Source organism: Arhodomonas aquaeolei DSM 8974 (assembly GCF_000374645.1).
GTDB classification, from domain to species: domain Bacteria; phylum Pseudomonadota; class Gammaproteobacteria; order Nitrococcales; family Nitrococcaceae; genus Arhodomonas; species Arhodomonas aquaeolei.
The window spans coordinates 425,821-446,985 of record NZ_KB894801.1 but is presented as its reverse complement, the minus strand read 5'-3'; the positions used below and the strand labels follow the sequence as shown (position 1 = coordinate 446,985).

26 protein-coding genes are annotated in these 21,165 nt (G+C 68.5%); 12 read left to right on the top strand and 14 right to left on the bottom strand.

Features of this window, described 5'->3' with window-relative positions:
• Positions 1-4 precede the first annotated feature (4 nt).
• On the bottom strand, positions 5-1,177 hold the full coding sequence (gene cfa / locus C516_RS0104335) for a cyclopropane fatty acyl phospholipid synthase (protein WP_018717145.1): 1,173 nt from the start codon (positions 1,175-1,177) through the stop codon (positions 5-7).
• A 198-nt stretch (positions 1,178-1,375) separates the two neighbouring features.
• Between cfa and C516_RS0104330 the strand changes: the two genes are divergently transcribed.
• Genes C516_RS0104330 through C516_RS0104320 form a run of 3 tightly spaced genes read left to right on the top strand, consistent with a single transcriptional unit; the run spans position 1,376 to position 3,957 of the window.
• The gene (locus tag C516_RS0104330; protein ID WP_018717144.1) at positions 1,376-1,786 is read left to right on the top strand and encodes a hypothetical protein; all 411 of its coding nucleotides are present in this window, start codon (positions 1,376-1,378) and stop codon (positions 1,784-1,786) included.
• 43 nt (positions 1,787-1,829) lie between these two features.
• Positions 1,830-2,213 carry a DUF6394 family protein gene (locus C516_RS0104325; RefSeq protein ID WP_018717143.1) on the top strand — a complete coding sequence of 128 codons (384 nt, stop codon included), beginning with the start codon at positions 1,830-1,832 and terminating at the stop codon, positions 2,211-2,213.
• A gap of 13 nt (positions 2,214-2,226) precedes the next feature.
• Positions 2,227-3,957: a potassium channel family protein gene (locus C516_RS0104320; protein WP_018717142.1), complete on the top strand. Its 1,731-nt coding sequence runs from the start codon at positions 2,227-2,229 to the stop codon at positions 3,955-3,957.
• A 222-nt stretch (positions 3,958-4,179) separates the two neighbouring features.
• Here the strand turns inward: C516_RS0104320 and C516_RS0104315 are convergent, their stop codons facing one another.
• Complete coding sequence (locus C516_RS0104315) at positions 4,180-4,656, bottom strand: DUF3592 domain-containing protein (RefSeq protein ID WP_026320935.1); 477 nt, start codon at positions 4,654-4,656, stop codon at positions 4,180-4,182.
• 180 nt (positions 4,657-4,836) lie between these two features.
• Here C516_RS0104315 and C516_RS0104310 point away from each other — a divergent pair, with 180 nt between their 5' ends.
• Positions 4,837-5,223, top strand: coding sequence for a hypothetical protein (locus tag C516_RS0104310; protein WP_018717140.1), 387 nt, complete (start codon positions 4,837-4,839; stop codon positions 5,221-5,223).
• 49 nt (positions 5,224-5,272) lie between these two features.
• On the top strand, positions 5,273-5,890 hold the full coding sequence (locus C516_RS0104305; protein WP_018717139.1) for an NYN domain-containing protein: 618 nt from the start codon (positions 5,273-5,275) through the stop codon (positions 5,888-5,890).
• A gap of 21 nt (positions 5,891-5,911) precedes the next feature.
• On the opposite strand, the gene C516_RS0104300 is transcribed toward C516_RS0104305, so the two are convergent.
• Both C516_RS0104300 and C516_RS0104295 read right to left on the bottom strand, forming a co-directional pair.
• Complete coding sequence (locus C516_RS0104300; protein WP_018717138.1) at positions 5,912-6,571, bottom strand: energy-coupling factor ABC transporter permease; 660 nt, start codon at positions 6,569-6,571, stop codon at positions 5,912-5,914.
• A 158-nt stretch (positions 6,572-6,729) separates the two neighbouring features.
• Positions 6,730-6,927: a YgaP family membrane protein gene (locus tag C516_RS0104295; RefSeq protein ID WP_018717137.1), complete on the bottom strand. Its 198-nt coding sequence runs from the start codon at positions 6,925-6,927 to the stop codon at positions 6,730-6,732.
• Between the two features lie 102 nt (positions 6,928-7,029).
• Between C516_RS0104295 and C516_RS0104290 the strand changes: the two genes are divergently transcribed.
• Positions 7,030-7,692 (top strand): Crp/Fnr family transcriptional regulator, encoded by a 663-nt coding sequence (locus tag C516_RS0104290; protein ID WP_156831114.1) that lies wholly within the window; start codon positions 7,030-7,032, stop codon positions 7,690-7,692.
• On the opposite strand, the gene C516_RS0104285 is transcribed toward C516_RS0104290, so the two are convergent.
• Complete coding sequence (locus tag C516_RS0104285) at positions 7,668-8,306, bottom strand: class I SAM-dependent methyltransferase (RefSeq protein ID WP_018717135.1); 639 nt, start codon at positions 8,304-8,306, stop codon at positions 7,668-7,670. The genes C516_RS0104290 and C516_RS0104285 overlap by 25 nt on opposite strands.
• A 189-nt stretch (positions 8,307-8,495) precedes the next feature.
• Here C516_RS0104285 and C516_RS0104280 point away from each other — a divergent pair, with 189 nt between their 5' ends.
• Positions 8,496-9,023, top strand: a complete 528-nt coding sequence (locus tag C516_RS0104280) for a macro domain-containing protein (protein WP_018717134.1) — start codon at positions 8,496-8,498, stop codon at positions 9,021-9,023.
• 10 nt (positions 9,024-9,033) lie between these two features.
• Here the strand turns inward: C516_RS0104280 and C516_RS0104275 are convergent, their stop codons facing one another.
• Complete coding sequence (locus tag C516_RS0104275; protein WP_018717133.1) at positions 9,034-9,402, bottom strand: DUF6164 family protein; 369 nt, start codon at positions 9,400-9,402, stop codon at positions 9,034-9,036.
• A gap of 172 nt (positions 9,403-9,574) precedes the next feature.
• On the opposite strand from C516_RS0104275, the gene C516_RS20355 reads away from it, so the two are divergent.
• A complete protein-coding gene (locus C516_RS20355; RefSeq protein WP_018717132.1) occupies positions 9,575-10,132 on the top strand; it encodes a DUF4332 domain-containing protein in 558 nt (185 codons plus the stop codon).
• A 96-nt stretch (positions 10,133-10,228) separates the two neighbouring features.
• Here the strand turns inward: C516_RS20355 and C516_RS20350 are convergent, their stop codons facing one another.
• Both C516_RS20350 and C516_RS0104260 read right to left on the bottom strand, forming a co-directional pair.
• Positions 10,229-10,735, bottom strand: a complete 507-nt coding sequence (locus tag C516_RS20350) for an NUDIX domain-containing protein (protein WP_018717131.1) — start codon at positions 10,733-10,735, stop codon at positions 10,229-10,231.
• Positions 10,732-11,277, bottom strand: a complete 546-nt coding sequence (locus C516_RS0104260) for a type 1 glutamine amidotransferase domain-containing protein (RefSeq protein WP_018717130.1) — start codon at positions 11,275-11,277, stop codon at positions 10,732-10,734. The genes C516_RS20350 and C516_RS0104260 overlap by 4 nt, the downstream gene beginning before the upstream one ends.
• A 155-nt stretch (positions 11,278-11,432) precedes the next feature.
• Here C516_RS0104260 and C516_RS0104255 point away from each other — a divergent pair, with 155 nt between their 5' ends.
• Positions 11,433-11,636 carry a hypothetical protein gene (locus tag C516_RS0104255; RefSeq protein WP_018717129.1) on the top strand — a complete coding sequence of 68 codons (204 nt, stop codon included), beginning with the start codon at positions 11,433-11,435 and terminating at the stop codon, positions 11,634-11,636.
• Between the two features lie 8 nt (positions 11,637-11,644).
• On the opposite strand, the gene C516_RS0104250 is transcribed toward C516_RS0104255, so the two are convergent.
• On the bottom strand, positions 11,645-11,998 hold the full coding sequence (locus C516_RS0104250) for a hypothetical protein (protein WP_018717128.1): 354 nt from the start codon (positions 11,996-11,998) through the stop codon (positions 11,645-11,647).
• A gap of 158 nt (positions 11,999-12,156) precedes the next feature.
• Here C516_RS0104250 and C516_RS0104245 point away from each other — a divergent pair, with 158 nt between their 5' ends.
• Both C516_RS0104245 and tsaA read left to right on the top strand, forming a co-directional pair.
• Complete coding sequence (locus C516_RS0104245) at positions 12,157-12,933, top strand: dienelactone hydrolase family protein (RefSeq protein ID WP_018717127.1); 777 nt, start codon at positions 12,157-12,159, stop codon at positions 12,931-12,933.
• Positions 12,930-13,670 carry a tRNA (N6-threonylcarbamoyladenosine(37)-N6)-methyltransferase TrmO gene (gene tsaA / locus C516_RS0104240; protein WP_018717126.1) on the top strand — a complete coding sequence of 247 codons (741 nt, stop codon included), beginning with the start codon at positions 12,930-12,932 and terminating at the stop codon, positions 13,668-13,670. The genes C516_RS0104245 and tsaA overlap by 4 nt, the downstream gene beginning before the upstream one ends.
• Here the strand turns inward: tsaA and C516_RS0104235 are convergent.
• Both C516_RS0104235 and C516_RS0104230 read right to left on the bottom strand, forming a co-directional pair.
• Positions 13,620-14,543, bottom strand: a complete 924-nt coding sequence (locus C516_RS0104235; RefSeq protein WP_018717125.1) for a DMT family transporter — start codon at positions 14,541-14,543, stop codon at positions 13,620-13,622. The two genes, tsaA and C516_RS0104235, sit on opposite strands and share 51 nt — an antisense overlap.
• 2 nt (positions 14,544-14,545) lie before the next feature.
• On the bottom strand, positions 14,546-15,883 hold the full coding sequence (locus tag C516_RS0104230; RefSeq protein WP_018717124.1) for an MATE family efflux transporter: 1,338 nt from the start codon (positions 15,881-15,883) through the stop codon (positions 14,546-14,548).
• Between the two features lie 217 nt (positions 15,884-16,100).
• On the opposite strand from C516_RS0104230, the gene C516_RS0104225 reads away from it, so the two are divergent.
• Positions 16,101-17,432 (top strand): uracil-xanthine permease family protein, encoded by a 1,332-nt coding sequence (locus tag C516_RS0104225; RefSeq protein WP_018717123.1) that lies wholly within the window; start codon positions 16,101-16,103, stop codon positions 17,430-17,432.
• A 165-nt stretch (positions 17,433-17,597) separates the two neighbouring features.
• Here C516_RS0104225 and C516_RS0104220 read toward each other — a convergent pair whose 3' ends face one another.
• The 3 genes from C516_RS0104220 to C516_RS18510 all read right to left on the bottom strand — a co-directional run bounded on the left by C516_RS0104220 (position 17,598) and on the right by C516_RS18510 (position 21,107).
• On the bottom strand, positions 17,598-17,954 hold the full coding sequence (locus tag C516_RS0104220; RefSeq protein ID WP_018717122.1) for a diacylglycerol kinase: 357 nt from the start codon (positions 17,952-17,954) through the stop codon (positions 17,598-17,600).
• A complete protein-coding gene (locus C516_RS20345; RefSeq protein ID WP_018717121.1) occupies positions 17,951-20,098 on the bottom strand; it encodes a bifunctional DedA family/phosphatase PAP2 family protein in 2,148 nt (715 codons plus the stop codon). Before C516_RS20345 ends, C516_RS0104220 begins: the two co-directional genes overlap by 4 nt.
• A gap of 691 nt (positions 20,099-20,789) precedes the next feature.
• Positions 20,790-21,107, bottom strand: coding sequence for an HPF/RaiA family ribosome-associated protein (locus C516_RS18510; protein ID WP_018717119.1), 318 nt, complete (start codon positions 21,105-21,107; stop codon positions 20,790-20,792).
• Between the last annotated feature and the right edge of the window lie 58 nt (positions 21,108-21,165).

Here is a 21,165-nt window from a genome sequence, read left to right as displayed (position 1 = left end):
GCGGTTACATGTCCGGGCGGCGGTAGCCCCCGGGCAGCCCCTTGCGGGTGAACACGAACTGCCAGAGCTGGATGTCGCGGGCGCGGAAGGCCCCGGCGCAGGAGAGTAGGTAATAGCGCCACATCCGGTAGAAGCGTTCGCCGTAGGTCTCGCGGAAACGCGGCCACGCCGCCTCGAAGTTCTGGTGCCAGGCCATCAGGGTGCGGTCGTAGTCGGCGCCGAAATTGTGCAGGTCCTCGGTGACGAACCGGCCCTCCGCGGCGTTGCCGATCTGCACCAGCGACGGCAGGTCCCCGTTGGGGAAGATGTACTTGTCGATCCACGGATCCGGCGTCGTGTGGGTCTCGTTCTTGCCGATGGTGTGCAGCACGAATATCCCGTCCACGGACAGGCACCGTTCGGCCACTTCCATGAAGGTCTCGTGGTTTTTGCGTCCGACGTGCTCGAACATGCCCACGCTGACGATGCGCTCGAACGTCTCGTCGAGCTCGCGGTAGTCCTGCTGGCGGAACTCCACCGGCAGGCCCTGGCAGGCCTCGCGGCCCCGGGTGACCTGTTCCTCGGAGATGGTCAGGCCGACGCACTCGACACCGTAGTGCTCGACGGCATACTTCATGAAGCTGCCCCAGCCGCAGCCGATGTCGAGTACCCGCATGCCGGGTTCGAGCTGGAGCTTGCGGCAGAGCAGCTCGAGCTTGGCCTCCTGGGCGCTGTCGAGGTCCTCGGCATCGCGCCAGTAGCCGCAGGTGTAGGTCATGCGGCGATCGAGCATGGCCTCGTAGAAGTCGTTGCCGAGGTCGTAGTGGGATTCGCCCACCTCCCAGGCCTTGCGGCTGGTCTGCAGGTTGAGCAGCCGTGCCCGCAGCGCGTGGAGGGCGAGCCGCATGGGGCGGATCTGGTCCTCGATGCCACTGGCGAGGATGCGGTGAAAGAACTCGTCGAGCCACTCCACATCCCACCAGCCGTCCATGTAGGCCTCGCCGAGCCCCAGATTGCCGTAGGTGAGGGCGCGCTCGAACACGCGGGGGTCGTGGACCTGGATGTCCCACGGACGCTCGCCGTCGATGCGGACGTCCGCGTGCTCGAGTAACGACTCCACCATGCGCCGCGCACTGTCATTATGACGTGCGCGGCGCGATTCCGACTGGTTGTTCTTTCGGGCCAGGGTGTCGCGCATGGCCGTACCTACCCCCTTTTTAGTTAGTCTGACATTCAATTCACCTTAACCGCCGTACCCCGCCGTGTGAATTCCACCGGTCCAATGACAATGATAGACCGGTTCAATGACGTCAGAAGGGCCGTGTCACGTCCGCGTCTGGGTGCGGGCGGCGAAGACGGTTAGAATCCGTGGCGTAACCCGCATGGGGGAGGCGGTGTGTACCAGTTTCTTCTCACAGTGACGGTGATCGTGGTGGTCGCGGTGGTGCTGCGCCTGCGTGCCGGCGGTTCCGCCGGCACGCAGCGGCGCGAGGACCCCGCGCCCCGCCGCGATTCCTCGCCCCGCCGGGCGGGCCGTTCGTGGCGGCGGCCGTCGCCGCGGACGCTGGCCGGCTATGCGCTGGTGGCGGTGCTGCTCGCCGGCGTCTCGGGGATGGCCTGGATGGAGTGGCAGCAGGCCCACGAGGTGGTGCACGTGCGGGTGGTGGATACCCGCACCGGCGGGATCACGGAGTACCGGGTCTACCGCAAGGACATCGGCGGCCGTTCGTTCCACACCGTGGACGGGCGGTTCGTGTCACTGAGCGACGCCGATCGCATGGAACTCCGCGAGGACCCGCCCGGCTGAACCGGGCGGGCCGGGCACAACGCAGACGGGAGCGTGCCGCGCCATGAATCTGGAAAAGGTCGTCTTCGGCTTCTTCATCCTGCTCGCGCTGACGCTGAACTTCGGGTTCTTCATCGGCGAGTTCGACAACCCGGCTCACCACAACGTCTTCGAGCTGTATGCGGCGCTCGTGGTCTCGCTCATCGCCACCGTGCTCAAGTTCGGCGAGCGCACGCAGATCGGTGCCATCCTGCTGGCGGCGAGCCTGGTCGCGGACCTGCAGCTCATCACCGCGGCGGTGGTCTGGGGCATGTCCATGCACGTCACCGGCGTGGGCCTGACGCCGGCGGTGATGGGCAGCATCGTCTCGCTCTCCGGCGGGGCACTGATGGCGAACCTGGCCTCGGTGACCATCCTCGTGATCGAGACCGTCAACATGCAGCGCTGACGCGGCGGCGGCCATGTCGGAGCTGATCGACGTCCCGCGTCACCGTATCGTCCCGCTGGTACTGCGGCGCATGCGCGCGCCGCTGCTCACGCTGATCGTCGCCTATGCCGTCTCCGTGCTCGGGCTGGTGCTCATCGAGGGCACCACGGCCGCCGGCGAGCCCTATCGCGTGGACTTCCTCCACGCCTTCTACTTCGTGAGCTACACTGCCACGACCATCGGGTTCGGCGAGCTGCCCACCGGCTTCAACCAGGCCCAGCGCCTGTGGGTGGTGGTCAGTCTGCACCTGCTGGTGATCAGCTGGTTCTACGCGATCGGCACCATTGTGGGCATCATCCGCGATCCGGTGTTCCAGCGCGTGGTCACCTGGAACCGCTTCCGCCGCAGCGTCTCCCGGCTGGTGGAGCCGTTCACACTGGTCTGCGGCTACGGCGACACGGGCTCGCAACTCGTGCGCGAAATCACCGGCGGGGGCGGGCGCGCGGTGGTGATCGACTGGGACGAGCGCCAGCTCGACGGGGTCAGCGTGGAGGGCCTGCGCTCGTTCGTGCCGCATCTCTGCGGCGATGCCAACTTCACGGACAACCTGCTGGCCGCGGGGCTCGGTGATCCGCGCTGCCGGGCGGTGCTGGCGGTGACCGACGACGATCACACCAACCTGCACATCGCCATAACCACCAAGCTGCTCAACCCCCGGCTGCCGGTGATCGCGCGTGCCGAGCGCGACGAGACCCGTGCCAACATGGCCTCGTTCGGCACCGACTACATCATCGACCCGTACCTCACCTTCGCCGGCGGCTTCGTCATGGCCATGGAGGCACCGCAGGCGCACCGCCTCTACAGCTGGATGAGCGTCCACGCGGATACCGCCGACGAGGAGCGGCTGCCGCCCGCCGGGCGCTGGATCGTCTGCGGCTACACCGCCCTGGGCCGCGCCCTCTACCGGCGCCTGCGCGAGCACGGCATGGACCTGGTGCTGGTGACGCCGGATACCGTGCCCGCCTCCGTGATGAAGGAGACCACGGTTATCGGCGGCAAGGGCACCGAGGCGGTGACCCTGCGCGAGGCGGGTATCGAGGCGGCGGACGTGGCCGGGGTGATCGCGGCAACGGACGACGACACCGACAATCTCTCCATCGTCATGACCGCCCGCGAGCTTCGTGGCGAGCTCTACCTGGTCGCGCGGCAGAACGACCGCGCGAGCCATGCCGTGTTCGAGGCGGCAGCGGTGGACCGGATCATGGAGTCGAGCAGCATCATGGCGGTGCGCATGCTCCGGCTGCTCGCCACCCCGATGCTGCCGCGCTTCCTCCAGGCGGTCCGCGAGCGAGACGACGAGTGGATCGGGACGCTGCTCGAGCGCTGGCACGCCCGCGTCGGTGAGGCTTCGCCGGAGGTCTGGACCCTGACCGTCGAGCCCGGCGAGGCGCCGGCGCTGTACGCGGCCCTGGACGAGGGCACGACCGTCACGGTGGCGGAGCTGCTGCGCGATCCGCGGGAGCGGGACCTCGCCCTAGCCGCGGAGGTGCTGATGATCGAGCGCGATGGTGGCCAGACGCTGCTGCCCGGGCCGGATCACGCCCTTGCCCGCGGCGACCATGTGCTGCTGTGCGCGCGTCACGGGGAACGGGTGCGGATGCAGCGTACCGTGACCAATCGGGACGTCTTCCGCTACGTGGCGAGCGGGGAGCAGCGCCCGGACGGCTGGCTGTGGCGCCGGCTCGCCGCGCGCCGCGAACGCTAGGCGACCGGATAGGGGCGCAGTGTTTTGACCCTGCTGCAGGGTAGCGAATGGAATTCCGGGTAGGTCGTGCGCCACAGGCCTGCGGCACTCCGGGCCGGTTCCGGCAGCGTTGCACACGGCCTGCGGCCGTGCACGACCTACCCGCCCGGGATCCTGTCCGCGACGATGTTGGCTGTCAGGCGCAGCCGACCCTGTATGTCTCGGGGGTGAGGGGTTATACGGCTAGGTTTGGTAGGGGCGTAGCGCCCGGAGCAGGTCGTAGAGCGAGAGCACCAGCAGCACGCCGCCGATGCCCATGGGGATCCACGGCCCGTAGGTGCGTTCGTTCACGAGAAAGGCGCGGTCCGGCTCACCGTCGGGGACGTGCGCCGTGACCGTCGCGTCCACCGGGTAGTCCTCGATGAACGCCGTTGCCCAGTCCCGCTCGCCGCTGACTGTGGCCGCGGGCCAGATCCCGTCGGTGGTGTGGCCCTCGCCGCGGTAGTCGAAGCGGTAGCGGACCGTCGGCGTGAAGGAGACCGTCGTCTGGCCACCGGTGTCGTCCTCCTGACGCTCGATGCCGGTGGCGATCACCGTGGCGTCGACCGCCTGTGCGTCCGCCATCGTGTCCTTCACGCTTTGCTGCCAGCGATAGCCCATCACCACGAACGCCACCGCGACCGCCAGCGCCATTAGAGACTTGGCGAGCCGTCCCAGCATCAAGCCGCCCCCTCGTGCATCCTCCCTGCAGGAGGGTACCGGCGCGGTCGTCGTGCCGTCACCCCGATGACGCGTGTGCGGCCTGCGTTGACCGCCGGAGGTGGCGTCGGCGTTACCGCCTTAGTAGGATCGCGGCGTCATAGAGCGCCGGTGCGGCCGGCACGGAGTGAGGAGGAACGCGTGAACGGGACGGATCTCTTGGCGCTGAGGCGGCGTCTTGCCGCGGGTACGCTGCTGGCGGCGGTGCTGGTGGCACCGGTGATGGGATTCACTGCCGGTACGCTGCCCGGCGACTTCCTGGCCGGGGTCTGGGTGGGGACGCTGGCGGCGTTCATCATGCTCGCCGGGCCACTGGCCCTGCCGGACAGCCCGGCGTTGAGCCGCGCGGTGGTTACGGTGCCGACCCTGGCGGTGGGTGGGGTGGCGCTGTGGCTGCTGCGCGGGGCCCGCCCGGAGCACGCCGAGGGCGCACTCGCGCCGCTGCTGGTGTTCGGGCTCGGGGCTGTGCTCGCCCATGCGAGCTGGTCCATACAGATCAACCGCGCCGCCCGCCGTCACGGCAGGTGAGGATCGCGATGGCGGCGACGCCTCCCCGACTCCTGTATGCTGGCGGACCATGAGCGAGCACGAACCGACCCACACCGCCCCCGGCCGCCGCCTCTGGCTGATCGATGCCAGCTACATCCACGCCGTCAACATGCAGGCCTTCGGCCCCAATCAGCGGGTCGACTACCTCAAGCTGCGGGATCTCGTCGAACGCGAGCTCGGCCCGGTCTGGCGCGGCTACTATCTCAACAGCGTGCAGAACGAGGCCCACGAGGCCCGTGACCGGTTCCACGGCTGGCTGCAGACCGCCGCCCCGGCCGGGCCGAACCTGATCGTCAAGCTCTACGGGCTGAAGAACGAACGGGTGCGTAACGCCTACTGCCAGGACTGCGGCACCAAGGTGGACCTTGCCTGTCCCCACGGCGGTGACGCCCACAACCTCGTCAACCAGCGCCAGATGGGCGTGGACGTCGGCCTCGCCACCCTCGCGCTGATCCACAGGGACCGCTACGACACACTGCTGCTGTCGTCCGGCGACGGCGATCTCATCGACGCCGTCGAGCATCTCTCGGAGAGCGGCAAGCGTGTCGAGCTGGCGGTCTTCTCGGCCGGCGTGTCCACGGACCTGCAGGCCCGTTCCGACCGGGTGCTGTGGATCGACGAGCACCGCGACGACGTCACCGGCTGACCGGGCGCGACGCGGGCGTACTCAGCGGTTGAGGTAGCGCTCGTCGTCGAAGCTGCTCACCCACTCCGGGCGGTAAGCGACGAGCATGGTCATGACTGCGCCGTTGATGAACCCCTCCGGGAACATCAGCAGCGGCAGCACCGGCAGGTAGTCCGGGGCGAGGGCGGCCGCCGAGGCGGCCGCCGCGGAGGCGAGGCCGATCAGACACAGGTAGGCCGTGCCCGCCGAGATCATCGCACCCAGGAAGGCGTTCACCCATACGTAGATGAAGAAGTGGGCCGGCAGGACCCGCTCGACCACCCTGGAGAGCGCGTGGGTGATGGCCACCGGCAGGGCGGCGCCGAGCAGCGCGCTGATACCCAGCGTCGGCCATGCACCGCCGGTGGCGACGATGGACAGCGCCGCCGCCAGCGTGCCGGCCACGATCGCGAGCCGCCAGCCGAACATCAGCGTGAGGCTGGTCATGCCCAGCAGGTGGAGCTGCAGCTCCGGGGCGATGCCGGCGCGCATCTGCCAGAGCAGCGCGACCAGCAGGGCACTGGCATAGAACACGTGCTGCAGCTCGGAGCGCTTCAGCAGACGCCACGGCGCACGCCGCACGGCGGCCACCAGCAAGGCGGCCAGCAGGGCGTTGGCGAGCCACAGCCAGGAGGCGGGAAAGAGGTCCGCGGGAATGGTCACTTCGTCACCCGCTCGTCTGCGACGGCCTCCATTGTACTAACCTTCCCGGAGGGATTGTCAGGTGTCAGCTCGACTGACCGACGCACGACAGGACCTCTGTGAGGAGCCGATCGGTCGGCCTTCGGAGGGGGGCGGCGGACCGCCCCTCCGAAAGGGTTTCAGTGGCTGCCGCGGATGCGGCAGGTGTTGAGACCGAGCAGCCGGTAGGCCGGGCAGAAGCTGAATGCCGCGGTGGCGAGGGGGATGAGGCCGATCCAGCCCCAGGGCGTCTGCGGCCCCACGAACACCAGCGCGATCAGAATGATCCCGACAATGGCCCGTACCGCACGGTCGATAGTGCCGACGTTTGCCTTCATATCCTTATAACCTCCCTTTTTCCCATCGTCATAATGCTGGAAAATAACGGCATCGGTCAGTGACTTTGTCACCATTCGTCGCCACGACAGGGAGGGCGTGCCGTGTCATCGACCTGGGGTATGGACTGGCTGCCGGAACTCGACAAGCGCGCCCGGCAGCGCCTGATTACCGACGGCATGGAGGTCGCCTTCGCGGCCGGTCAGCGGGTGTTCGGGCTCGGGGAGCGCTGCAGCGGCCTGCCCATACTGCACAGCGGCAGCATCCGCGTTCATATGCTGTCCGCGGCCGGCAGCGAGATCGTGCTCTACCGCATCCTGCCGGCGCAGATGTGTACGCTGTCCATCGGCTGTCTCCTCGACGAGGGGCTCTATCACGCCACCGCCGTCGCCGAGCGTCCGAGCGAGGCACTGCTGGTGCCCCCGGCGGTGTTCGACGACCTGATGTCGGGCTCGCCGGCCTTCCGTGACATGGTGCTGCGCAGCTATGGCGCGCGATTGCAGTCGCTGATGCTGCTGGTCGAGGAGCTTGCCTTCCGTAGGGTGGATGCGCGTCTCGCCGAGCTGCTTGTGGACCGTGCGGAGGCGGACACGGTACGGGCCACCCACCAGCAGCTCGCCACCGAGCTCGGCACCGCGAGGGAGGTGATCACCCGACTGCTCGGGGATTTTGAGCACGCCGGCTGGATCGAGCGCCACCGCGGCTGGCTGCGTATCGCTGACCCGCAGGCGCTGGCACGGCTCTATGCCGGGCCGGAGACCGCCTGAGCAGGACGCGCGACGACGATCCGGAAAAGCCCGCCGAGGCCGGCGGGCTCGTCATGGACGCGCTCGAGTCCGGCGGCGTTCAGCAGCGGGCCGACGCGGCGGTTGAGGCCCGTGGCGAGGACGGTCGCCAGTGGGTCGAGGGCACGGCGCACGAGCCCCGGCCGGGCGTCGTCGGCGAGAAACTTGTCGAAGATCACCACCCGCCCGCCGGGGCGGAGCACCCGCGCCGCCTCCCGGATACAGCCCACCGGGTCCGGGATCACCGCCAGTATCAGGTGCAGAAACACCACGTCGAAGCTCGCGGGCGGGAACGTCAGCGCCGCGGCATCCATGACCCGGGCGTCCACCTGGCGCCCGGCGCGGCGGGCGCGCCGGCGCAGGCGGGCAATCATCGCCGGGGTGATGTCCACGGCGGTCACCGGGTTGTCCGTGGGGATTGCCGTCAGGTCGAGGCCGCTGCCCGCGCCGGAGAGGAGAACCCGTTCGCCGGGGACCAGGCCGGCGAGCGCTACGGCGCGACGGCGCTGGCGCGCGAAGCCGCCGGCAACGGCATCGTATATCGGGGTGTAGACGGTATAACGCCAGCGGTTCCAGCGGTTGGTGTTGATGGGCATCGGGCGTCTCCCTGCCGGTGTGATCCCGGCACGCGCGGGTTGACGGTGCGCGGGCTGCCGCCACAGTGTGCCGTACGGACCGGGTCATTGGCACGGTCGTCCCCGCGGGGCCGGCGCTGTCGCCGCCGCCGGCCAGCGCCGGGTCCCGGTGACCGGGCCGATCGCACAGACAGGCACGGAGGATGGGTCATGGCCACAGGAGAGGGTAAGGTCCAGATCGAGTGCGTCGTCGGCGACATCACCCGCCAGCCGGATATGGACGCTGTCGTCAACGCCGCCAACGCCCGCCTCATGCCGGGCGGTGGTGTCGCCGGGGCCATCCACCGCGCGGCTGGCTCCGGCCTCGCGCAGGAGTGCGCGCCGCTGGCGCCTATCGCCCCGGGCGAGGCGGTGATGACCGGCGGTCACGGACTCCCGAACCCGCACGTCATCCACTGTCTGGGTCCGGTGTACGGCCGCGACACGCCCTCGGACGAGCTGCTGGCGCGCTGTTACCGCCGGGCGCTGGAGCTGGCCGACGACGCCGGACTGGCGTCGGTCGCCTTCCCGGCGCTGTCCACCGGTGCCTTCGGTTATCCCATGGCGGAGGCCGCGCCGGTGGCGATGCGCGCGGTCCGTGAGGCCGCCCGTGGACTCGTCTCGGTACGGCGCGTGCGTTTCGTGCTCCCGGACGAACGGGCCCGGGAGATGCATCAGCGCTTGCTGGATGCGGTCTGAGCACCGCCGCTCAGGGCAGTGCCAGATCCAGGAAGGGCTGGGTCGAGAGGTAGAGGATGAGCGCCGCGGCAGCACAGTAGAAGAGGACTGCCAGCGGCCGGCGCCGCGCGCGCTGCCAGAGGGTGTCGGCCTCGCCGCGTGCGAGCCGCTCGCGGTAGTCGTTGCGCTCCCGGCGCTGGCGCTCGGCCTGGTAGTCGGCGAGCAGCGCCCGGGCCCGTTCCAGATCGTCGTCGTCCTCCAGCCAGATCGCCCCCATGGAGATGCCCCAGCGGTTGGGCTCGGTCTCGAAGTAGGGGATGCCGTTGGCCTCGAGCATGCCGCGCAGCTCCAGGATCTCGTCGTCGGGGACGTCGCGTAGGTTGATCAGTAGACGGGACATGTTCGGCGGCTATCCTGCAGGTGTCCGACCGCGGGCAGGATACGCGATGGGCACGGGCACGTCTGCGCCCTGGTACCCAGCCATGCGGATCGGGTCGACGGTTTTCGTTTGCTGCACTGCATCGTCCCGGTTAGATTGAGCGGGGATCGGGTGACATAGGCAGGAGGTTGCCATGTGGACGGAATGGCTCAAACGCTGGATGGAGATGGTGTTCTGGTGGCTGCCGCGGATCGACGAGGCCCCGGAGTCGAAGGGCCGCGAACGCTCGGCGCAGGCGACGCCCACGAGTTCCCGGGGCGGGAGCGAGACCACGGCGAAACGGCAGGGTGCCGAGGCACCGGCAACCCCGCAGGCGCCCCGGGCTTCCGCCACGCCGGCAGGCGGGCAGGGGGACGGCGAGGCCGCCAGCGCCGAGGGTTCGCCGAAGCCCGCGTCCGCACCGGCAAGTGCTCCCACCTCGGCGGGTGCCCCCGACACCGGTGGCGCGGGTGCCAACGCGGCGACCGGGCAATCCCCGGCTAACCCTGGCGGTAGCGCGGACGACCTGACCGCCATCAAGGGCATCGGTGCGGCGGTGCAGAAGCGCCTTGCCGAGCTTGGCATTCACTCGTTCCGCGATCTGGCGGACACCGATGCCGCACGGCTGACCGAGCAGCTCAAGGCACGGCAGATGGTCGTTTCCCAGGAGCGGGTGAACGGTTGGGTCGCGGCGGCGCGCGAGCGGCTGTAGGCCGTCCCTCTGCGGCCGGGGCGCCCGTGTGACGGTGTGTCAATGAACCTGCCGTCCGGGGGCCGGGCGGCGGCGGGTGGCCGGTGCGCCCGGTGTTCAGGTGCACAGGCCGAGCAGGCGGTCCAGCGCCGCACGGTGAAGATGGTGCAGCGCCTCGCCGTGCAGCTCGGCGAGGGGCAGCCACAGCACTTCATGGCCGTGCTCTTCGGGCGGGTGGAGCGTTGGCTCACCGCTCAGCGGGATCAGCCGGAAGGTCTGGTCGTAGTGCCAGTATTCGTCGTGGTTGGCCGCGTAGTAGCGCGTCTGCATGGCGATCTCGGCGGTGGCGGCCAGTTCCACCCCCGCAACGCGCACGCCCGCCTCTTCCCGCAGCTCCCGCTGTAGGGCCCTGGTGGGGTCTTCGCCGGGGTCGATACCGCCGCCGGGCAGCTCCAGCCAGTTGCCGCCCGGCGGGCGCACGAGCAGTACCCGGGCGTTGCAGATCAGCACCCCGTGGATCCCCGCCCGTGTCCGTGGCGATTGTCCGGGCGGACACCGCCGGATGCCGCCGCGGTGGTCGACGAACAGGCGTTCCGGGGCGCCCGGGTGCGCGCCGCCGCTCATCGGGGGGCACCCCCGGCTGCGCCGGTGCTCCGCGCGATGATGGCACGGCAGAAGGCACCGAGGTCCGGGGGGTGGCGGGAGGTGACCAGATTGCCGTCGGTGACCACCGGCTCATCGACATAACGGGCGCCGGCGTTGACGAGATCGTCCCGGATGGACCAGAAACCCGTCAGCTGTCGGTCCGCCACGACCCGTGCGGAAATCAGCACCCAGGGCGCGTGACAGATGGCGGCGACCACGTGGCCCTCCGTATCCGCCCGGCGCACGATCTCCAGCATCTCGCGGTGGCGGCGCATGCGGTCCGGTGCATAGCCCCCGGGCACGACGACGATGTCGAAATCCTGGCTCGCCGCTTCCGCCGACGCGATGTGGGCCTCCACGGTGCAGCCGTGCTTGCCGGTATAGGTCGCCTTGCGCGGCCCCACGACGATGACCTCAGCGCCTTCCTCGGCGAAGCGGTGCAGCGGATAGAGCAGCTCGATGTCCTCGAACTCGTCCTCGGCGAGCAGGCAAACGCGCTTGCCGGCCAGTAATTCGCTCATCGCTGGCTCCTTGATGGGGTGAATGGGACTACCGTCTCTCTGCCCGGGTGGGATCGACGCCACCGCAAATCAAGGTCGTTATTCGAACTCCGCCGCCGCGGGCGGGTACACTGCCGCACTACGGGCCATGCGACGCATTGGAGGGGGAACGGATTATGACGGATTCCACCCAGGACGAAGGCGCGTGGGAGGAAGGCCCGACCACGCTGGATGCGGCCGCCGACTATGCTCACCATATCCGCGAGCGGCTGAATGCCCTGCCGGTGGCGGACGACGGCAGGGCGGACCTCGACGAGGCCCTGCGGCTGCTCGACGTCCTCGAGGGCTACCTGCAGCTGCTCCAGCGCCAGACTGGCTAGCGCGGGGGTTAACGGTCGTCTGGCCCGCGCATGTCCATGGGCGGGTCGATCGGCGGCGGCCCGACCTTGGACTGTGCGTAGATCTGCCGGACGATGTACCACACGCCGATGACGAAGGCGACGAGCGCGGCGATCCCCGGCCAGCCGTAGTCGGTCTCCATCGGCAGCGCGGGGCGCAGCGGGAAGACGTAGAACAGCCACAGGGCGGCGCCGATGCCGAACCAGCGGCCGGCGAAATCGCCGCAGTGGTCGCGGCACCAGCGCCGTCGTGCGGCGAGCGTAGCGGGGTCGTCGGGTACCGGCATGCGTGCGAGGTGCCAGCCGGCGAACAGCCAGCTTGCCAGGCGTTGACGGTGGGTCATGGCGGCCTCCCTGTCATCCCGGCGGCGCAGTCTGCCGCCCGTGCATGGTCGCGGCGCAGCGGCCCGGAGCGCCCACTATACTCCAGCAGGGACAGTCTGGCCGAGTCCCGCAGGACTGCAATCTCTGCCGGCACAGACGACGTGCCACGGGAGGCCGTATGACGACGATCCGCAGTGTCATCACCACCCTTGCGCTCGCCGCCGCGTGCCTGCCGGCCGTCGCGGTGGCCGACATCGTCGGCGAGGACGTTTCCTACCGTTCCGGCGATACGCGCTTCGAGGGCTACTATGCCCGCAATACGGCGTTGCCGGGGCCCCAGCCCGTCGTGCTGATCATTCACGACTGGGACGGGCTCGACGACTACGAGCGCACCCGGGCGCGGATGCTTGCCCGGGCAGGCTACGCGGCGTTCGCCGCGGATCTCTACGGTGCCGGTGTACGCCCGCAAACGGTGGAGGACGCGCGCGCCCGGAGCGGCGAGCTCTACGGTGACCGCGCCCTGATGCGCACGCGCGTGAATGCGGCCGTGAATGCCCTGCGCGGTCTGGAGGGCGTGGATCCGGAACGGGCCGTCGCCATCGGTTACTGCTTTGGCGGCTCGGCGGTGCTGGAACTCGCACGCAGCGGGGCAGACATGCAGGGATTCGTGACTTTCCACGGTGGTCTAGGCACGCCGGAGGGCCAGGATTACGCCGATGTTCGCGCCCCGGTGCTGATCCTGCACGGCTCCGCCGACCGGGCCTCGCCGATGAGCGACGTCGCTGCGCTGGCCGGCGCCCTGGACGCCGCGGGGGTCCCGCACCGGATGGAGATCTATGGCGGCGCCCCGCACGCCTTTACGGTCTGGTCCGGCGAGCGTTACCGGCCGGAGGCGGACATGGCGTCATGGGATGCCCTCCAGGGCTTCCTCGCCGAGCGGCTGGGGAGGCCGTGAACGCCGTGACCCTGACCCCGGTAGGCCATATCCGCGGCGACTTCGCGGAGAAATTCGGCACGCCTCGCCAGCCCGGCCTGGTGCCCTCGGCGAGGGCGTTCATCGAGCTCGAGCCGCCCTACGACGATCCCCAGGCCCTGCGCGGTCTGGAGGCCTGCAGCCACGTCTGGGTGATCTTCGGCTTCCATCTCAACCCGCTGCGGGAATGGTCGCCGACGGTGCGCCCGCCTCGGCTCGGCGGTAACCGCCGGCTCGGGGTCTTTGCCACCCGCTCGCCGTTTCGGCCCAACGGGCTGGGGCTGTCGGTGGTCACTCTGGATCGCGTGGTGGATATGCCCGGACGGCGCGGGCTTGCCATCGCGGGGCATGACCTCGTCGACGGCACGCCGGTCTACGATATCAAACCCTATATCCCTTACAGCGACGCCATCCCGGAGGCGTGTCCGCCGGTGCGCTTCGACGAGGCACCGGCGCCGATGCCGGTGCACTTCGCCGCCGAGGCGGAAGCGGCGCTTGCGGCGGCCCCGGCGGGCCTGCGGCGGCTTATTGCCGAGACCCTGGCGCTCGATCCCCGGCCGGCCTATCGGCGTGGCGAGCAGAACCGCGTCCATGGCGTGACCCTGGCCGGTCACAACGTGCTCTGGACGGTTCAGGGCGGGACCCTGGTGGTGCTGTCGCTGGAGATCTCAGCGCCGCCGTCCGACACCGGTGACGCGCAGCACGGAGGCGGTGAGTAGCACGGCGCCTGCCATGCCCCACGGGCCGAGGGCCTCGCCGAGCAGGGCCCAGGCAAGCACGGCCACGACAAGTGGCTCCAGGGTGACGATGATGGTCGAGGCGGTGGCCGGCGTGACGCGCATCCCCTGAAAGAAGGCGATGTAGCCGACGAACGTCGGGACCAGGGTGATGTAGACCACCGCAGCGAGACCGGTGACGGTCAGTGGTGCCGCGGCGGAGGCGCTCCATGCCGCCGCCGGAGCGAGGGCGATGCCGCCGACGGCGAAACCGAAGCATGCGCTCTGCAGGGGGTGGCAGTAGTGGCCGGCCCGGCGTGAGAGCAGTGTGAAAAGTGCGTAGACCAGTCCCGCCGCGAGCGACGCGGCCACGCCCCACCAGAGCATCGGACCGGCGGTGATGGTCTCGCCAAAGGCGACCACGAGGACGGTGCCGGTGATCGCCCCGACCATACCCTCCGCAGTGCGCCGGGTCAGCGGCTCGCCCAGCACGACGCCGGCGAGCACGGCGGTAATGACCGGCGCGGAGCACAGCGTCACCAGGGTCGCGAGGCCGGCGCCGACCCAGCTCACGGCGGTGAGATACAGGCCCTGGTAGGCGGCCTGTGCCAGACCCAGGCCGGTGATGAACGGCCATGCCGCGCGTGCCGGCACGATGCCGCGCCGGCCGCGCAGCACGGCGATGGCGACCAGGAACAGCGGCGTGACCAGCAGGAGCCGCACGCTCCCGAGTACCAGCGGTGGCAGTGCCCCCGCGGTGAATGCCAGTCTCGCAACGATGCTGGTGGTGCTCCACAGACCCGCGGCGGTGGCGACCAGCGCCGCGCCGCGGAGTGAGGCGCCATCCCGGCCGTCCCCGGTGCGTGCGCCCGGCATCCTCAGGCGCTCGCGGGTTCCGGCCCGCGCAGCCGGGCCATACCCGCACGATAGAGGGTAACGGCGGTGGCGCCGGCGGCGAGATTGCCCGCCAGGGCTCCGGCGAATGCACCGGTCAGCCCGACGAGCTGGGCACCGCCCCAGAGTGCCGGCAGGTAGCACGCGAAGAGTCGTAGCGCCGAGGTGATCATGGCGCGCAGCGGCAGCCCCAGTGCGTTGTTCACAGAGACCATGATCATGGTCACCCCGAGTGCCCCAAAGCTCCACGGCACCAGCCGGAGATAGGCGGCGAGGCGGTCAGCCACGGCCGGATCCGCGCTCAGCACCCCCGCCAGCGGCGTGCTCGCCAGGAACCAGATCAGCGCGAGCAGCAGCTGCCAGGCGAGCACGAAGCCCACGGCGAGGCGCACCAGCCGGCGGATCGTGACGATATCGCCCGCACCACGCAGCCGCCCGACCAGCGGCGGCAGGGACATGGTCAGCGCGAGCACGACCACGATGGAAAAGAACTCCATGCGAGTACCCAGGCCCCAGGCACCGACCGCGTCCACGCCGAAACCGGCGATTACCCGCGTGGCGAGCATTGCCGAGAGCGGTGGCATGAGCTGGCTGAGCATCGCCGGCCCGCTGATGGCGGCAATGCCGCCCAGTGCCCGCAGCACCCCCAGAACGCGCACGTCCAGGCGCAGGCACTGGCGACGGGCCAGGGCGGGGTAGACCGCCAGCGCGCCGACGCCGAAGGCGGTGAGCGTCGCCCAGGCGGCACCGGGCAGACCCCAGTCGAAGACGAAGATGAACAGCGGGTCCAGCACCAGGTTGATCAGGCTGGTGAGGACCATCCACAGTCCGGGCAGGCGGGTGTTGCCGTGGGCGCGCAGCACGCTGTAACCGAAGTACAGGAACGCCCCCATCCACGCACTGGCGAGCCACGGCGCCCAGTACCGGGCGATCAGCGGCAGCAGCGAGGGTTCGGCGCCGAGCAGGCTCACCGCCCACGAGCGCAGGAACCACAGGATCACCACCAGCGCCAGCACGATCGCGCTGCCGGTCATCACCACCAGTCCACACAGACGCTGGGCGCGCTCGGGCTCGCCGCCGCCGAGCGCGCGCGAAACCAGCGCGGTGGTGGCGATGCCGATGCCCACCTGGGTGCCGATCACCAGCTGCATGAAGGGTATGGTGAAGCCCAGGGCGGCCAGCGGGCGGCCGCCGAGCTGGCCGATGAAGGCGCTGTCCACGAGCTGGAAGCCCAGCAGGGAGAGCACGCCGAACAGCATCGGCCAGGTCATCTGGAACAGTCCCCGGCCCAGGCCGGTGCGGTGGAGTTCTTCGGGGGTCATGTCGCTCCCGGGTTGCGGTGTCGCGGCAGGATACCACCGCAGGGGGTCGGTCGGATCGCCCGGGTGTCCATGATCGGTATCAAAAATGGATACATAATTGTTGACAGGGTTGTACCCATGATCAAGGATTCCCCGAAGGCCTGTGGGGCCGCCGGGCCGGAGGGCGCCGTGCGGCAATCACAGTGACCGCCATTGCCGGAGGGGGAGAGGAGCTGTCATGAGCGAGCAGACAGAAGAAGTGCGCCCGGAGCAGAGGGGGGATGTCGATTACATGCCGCCGCTGCGGCGTGCCATTCCGCTGAGCATTCAGCACGTGCTGGCGATGTTCGTCGGCAACGTCACCGTACCGGTGGTGATCGCCGGGGCGGTGGATCTGCCGGCGGCGCAGACCACGGCGCTGATCCAGGCCGCGATGTTCATCGCCGGTGTCGCGACACTGGTTCAGTCACTCGGTGTCGGACGCATCGGTGCACGGTTGCCGGTGGTGATGGGCACCAGCTTCGGCTTCGTGCCGGTGATGATCCCTATCGCCAGTACCCAGGGACTGCCGTCTGTGTTCGGTGCGGCGTTGGCCGGGGGTGTCGCCATGGCCGTCGTCGGCCTGTGCATGCGCTGGGTGCGCTTCCTGTTCCCGCCGGTGGTGATGGGGACGTTCGTGATCATGATCGGCGTGCTGCTGCTGCCGGTCGGATTCGCATACACGGCGGGCGGTTTCGGGGCGCCGGACTTCGGCGCACCCTACCATATCGCGCTGGCGGCGCTGGTGTTCGTGATCACCGTGGGTCTACATCAGTTTGCCCGTGGCTTCATCGCCGAGATCGGGCCGCTGGTGGGGCTGGTGGCGGGCTTCGTGATCGCCGCGCTGTTCGGACTGGTGGATTTCTCCGACGTCGCGGCTGCCTCATGGGTGTCCGTGCCGCTGCCCTGGGAGATCGGCATGGAGTTCCACCTGAGCGCGATTGTGCCCATGGTGCTGCTCTCGCTGGTCACCGTCTCCGAGTCCGTCGGCGACCTCGTGGGGATCACCGTCGGCGGGGCGGACCGGGAGCCCAGCGAGCGAGAGCTCAGCGGCGGGGTTACCGCGGACGGGCTGTCCACCGTGCTCGCCGCGTTCTGGAGTGCCTTCCCGCAGATCAGCTTTTCACAGAACGTGGGCATGGTGGCCCTCACTGGCGTGATCAGCCGTTATGTCGTGGCCATCGGCGGCGTGTTCCTGCTGGTCGCAGGGCTGTTCCCCAAATTCGGCGCGATCATCGGTGCCATCCCCAACGCGGTGCTCGGCGGTGCGGTGCTGATCATGTTCGGCATGATCGCCAGCGCGGGTATCAAGATGCTCAGCCACGTGCCGTTCAGCCGGCGCAACATGGTCATTATCGGCATGTCGCTGGCGATGGCCTTCGGCCTGCCCGAACACCCGGAAATCTATGCCGGCCTGCCGGAGAGCGCGCGCTCGATGATGGACTCGGGCCTGATCCCGGGGGCCGTGACCGCCATCCTCCTGAACCTGATCCTGCCCGGCGGATGGCGACCGGGGGACGGCGCCGGTTGAGGAGCAGGATGCCGTCGGTGACCACCCGTTGTGCACAGCGGGGGCCGCCGCCGGTGTCCTTTTCGGAACGCGAAAGGGCAGGGGCCGGCCGCACCGGGAGGGGCTGCGGAGTAGCGCTTCGTCGACAACGCAGTCCGGCGCATTCCCTGTCGAACCGCGGTGGCCCTAGGCGGCGAGCGTGGCGTACAGGGTGATCATCGCCACGATCGCTGCGCCGATGCTCATTACCAGCACCATTCCGGCGAGCATATCCTTTACCCTGCCCACGACCGGGTGCAGATCCGGGTGGAGGTGATCGGTCAGCGCCTCGATGGCCGAATTCAGCAACTCTGCAACGAGTACCAACGCGACACACAGCACGATAAGTGCCCACCAGAATGTGGCCGGCCGAACGATGGAGAACACCACGAAGGTGACGGCGCCGAGAACGACCTGCGTGCGAAAGTTCTGTTCCCTATTCCATGCGAAACCGATGCCGGAGATGGCATGGCGTAGTTTTTTCGGGAATGACTGGTTTTTCATTGCCTCGACCTGTGAGCGCCACAAAGGGCTGCCGTATTGGTGCGGCCGCCCGGATCGAGCAGCCATAGCTGCCCCTGCGTAAAGAAGCGATCGCCCATCACATAGGAGCCTGTCATCGGGGCCATCAACGAGCGCTGGCATAACGTGAGCGGCTGCGCGGTGTGTTTGAGCGATTCGACGAATCGTTCGGTTGCGGCATCCACATCAGGCGAGACCGTGTGCAGAACGCCCCAGCGGACCCCGGTATATGTCCGCGCCACCCCCACGAAGATCGGTTCCGCACCGACACGGAAGGCGGTTTGCCATAGCCTGACGGTTACGACCGCCTTGCCCTGCGAGTTCTGGATCGGTCGTTCGAAAGCCAGATCGTTGACACGGTCGTTCCAGAGGGCCGGCGCGAGGGGAGCCGTGGTGTAGTCGAGCCCCTGTCGGGCGAGGCGCAGCAGGTTCGTTGGATCTGGACTGTCGGCGGAGAGCCAGCCTGCTCGGTCCAGAAGCGCGGACAGTTTGTCCGCGCCAGGCGTGACGATGGCAAAGGATAGCGGTTGTCCCGGTGCGCCGAGCACGGATGAGGTGTTGGTAAGTTTCCGCGCACGTAACATTTCGTCCAGAGGACGATTGACCTGGATGACTGTTTCCGCTGCGGGAACCGGGGCTGGCGGCGTGCGGGTGGCTGCATAGGTCACGAACCCAGCGGACGCGATGGCGATCACGCCGAAGGCCGAGGCCTTTCGGAATCGTTCGGTGGGTGCCCGCCAGTCGATCCTGCCGCCCGCAGTGAGCCATTCGGTCAGGGTGACGCCAGCGATCAGCCACAGTGCACCGACCAGGTAACCGGCCCAGACATCACTCAAATAGTGCACGCCGAGCACGATGCGGCTGAGACCGATCAGGAGGATAACTCCGGCAGTCGCGAAGAACAGATTGACACGGGCCTTCCAGCGGGCCGCCGAGCGGATCAGCAGGTAGCCCAGGAAACCGTAGCAGGCGACGGCGATGGTGGCGTGCCCACTAGGGAAGGAATAGGAGGTCTCGAGCAGTACGGCCCCGGCCGGCCGTGGCCGCTCAAAGGCCAATTTGCCCAGGGTGGTGAAAGCCGTTGCTCCCAGGCTCGACATCAGCAACCCCGCAACCGCGTATTTCCGATTGACGAGCCAGAGCACCAGGCCGGTCGAGGCCAGCAGCGCGAAGACCACGGGCGGCTGACCGAGATCCGTTATCCACACGAACGGAGGAATAGCCGACGGTGTGCGAAAGGCGGCGACCAGTTGGGCTGTCGCATGATCGATTGCGACGATTGGATCGGAGGTGACGACGTCCTCGACGATGCCCGCGAACAGGGCCAGCACATAGGTAAACGCCAGGGCTGGAACCGTCAGCGGCAGGCCCGAAAAATGCCGGCGATCGAAACGATTCATCACGAGGCGGACGCTTCGTGGGTGGCGGCGTACCCAGCGCCGCACGTAGGCATTGCGAGCCAGGGCCGTCATTACCGAACGCGTGAGCGAAACCGCCACCCACCAGAGGTCGCGGCCCTTGCGCTTGATGAAGCGCTGCAGAAGCCAAAGCAGCGCCCACAAGAGCAGGACGGCCAGTAACGCCATACCGGCCCGCGACATCCAGGTCTGCGCAACCCTGAACGACTGCCCGAACAGATAGCCGCCGCCGACCCACTGCAGTCCCCATCCGACGGCGCCCAGCAGGTTCCAGAACAGGAACGTGCGATAGCGCATTCTCACGGTGCCTGCCACGAACGGCGCGATTTCCTTCACGCTAGGTATAAAGCGGCCGAGGAAAACGCTCCTGGCACCATGCCGGTCAAAAAAGCGGTGGGCCCGTTCAAAATGGCCGGGTGTCAGGAACCAGACGCCGTCACGTGCCCATTGGCTGCCGTAGCGCTCGCCCAGCCAGTAGTTGACGTTATCCCCCAGCACTGCGCCGGCGATGGCGAACAGCAGCAGGTCCCCGAAATCCAGGTAGCTGCCAGCCGCCATGCCTCCCAGCAACAGCAGGAGGGTAGAGCCGGGCAAAAACCATCCGGCCACGAGCGCCGTCTCCAGCAGCGCTGCGAAGAAGGCCACCCAGTAACCGAGCATGTGGAAGTGCTCGATGGATGGCAGGATGGCGTGGAACAATCGCTCCATCAAAGGATCCGTGCCCCCAATCACCAAGTGCTCGTGAGCAGGCGGTCAAGCCGCGAGCCTTCGCGGTAAAGGATGCGCACCATTATGGCAGCGATGATGCCGGTGGCCGCGCCACCCAGCACATCGCTCACGTATTGAGTCCCGGTGTACGCCTGCGGGAATGCGGTCAGCACCGTCGCCGCGAGCACAGCAAGACTGCGACGGTGAAAGCCGTGCCGCAGGAACGTGGCAGTGATGGCAAAGACGGGCCTGCCGGTGCTCGTGTCCCTGAGCCGGGGGCTGATCCCGGGGCCGTGAGCGCTGTCCTCGTGAACATGATGCTGCCGGACGGGTGGGGCCCCGGGGCGTCGCTGACTGAGGGGCGGGATGCCGTTGGTGGCTACCTGTTGTGCACAGCGGGGAGCCGTCGTCGGCGCACGACTGCCCGGCGACCAGGGGTCCGGGGAAAACAACGTGAGAAACTAGCAACCCATTGTTTTTTAGGAAATTTAATAAGCTGGTGAAAAACCCGTCAATCTGACGCGAGGCCGCCCGCGTCAGGGGTTTGGGGACGGTCTCTACGGGTTTTGCACAGCGTTATCCACAGCTTTTGTGAACAACCGGTGACAGCCGCGTGACAGCGGCTGGAGGCGGGTATGGGGCCGCCGGCGGGAGGGCCGCCGGCGGCCGGTGCGATGGGTTTTTCCCGGACCTAACGATGTGGTCCCTCAGCCCGGGCGAAGCGGTGCTCCAGTGCCTTCTCCAGCTTCCTGGCGGCGTCGTGAGTCGCGGAGTAGGCGTCCGTCGCCTGCGACTCGACGACTACCGGATTCAGCCCGGAGGGATGAGCCTCCAGCGTGCATGTCGTATCGACGCCGCCCTTGCCGGCATTCACGTCCTTGAGGTAGGTCTCCACGCGGGTGACACGCTCACCGAAGCGGCGTTCCACGCCGGCGAGCTTGGCCCGGATATGATCCTCCAGCGCCGTGGATGTCTGCATGCCTTCGGCGGCGTTGACCTGAAGCTCCATTGTCGCCTCCTTTCCGGTTGTACCGCCGCCGGACGTGACGGCGCCAGCGCGGTTTTGC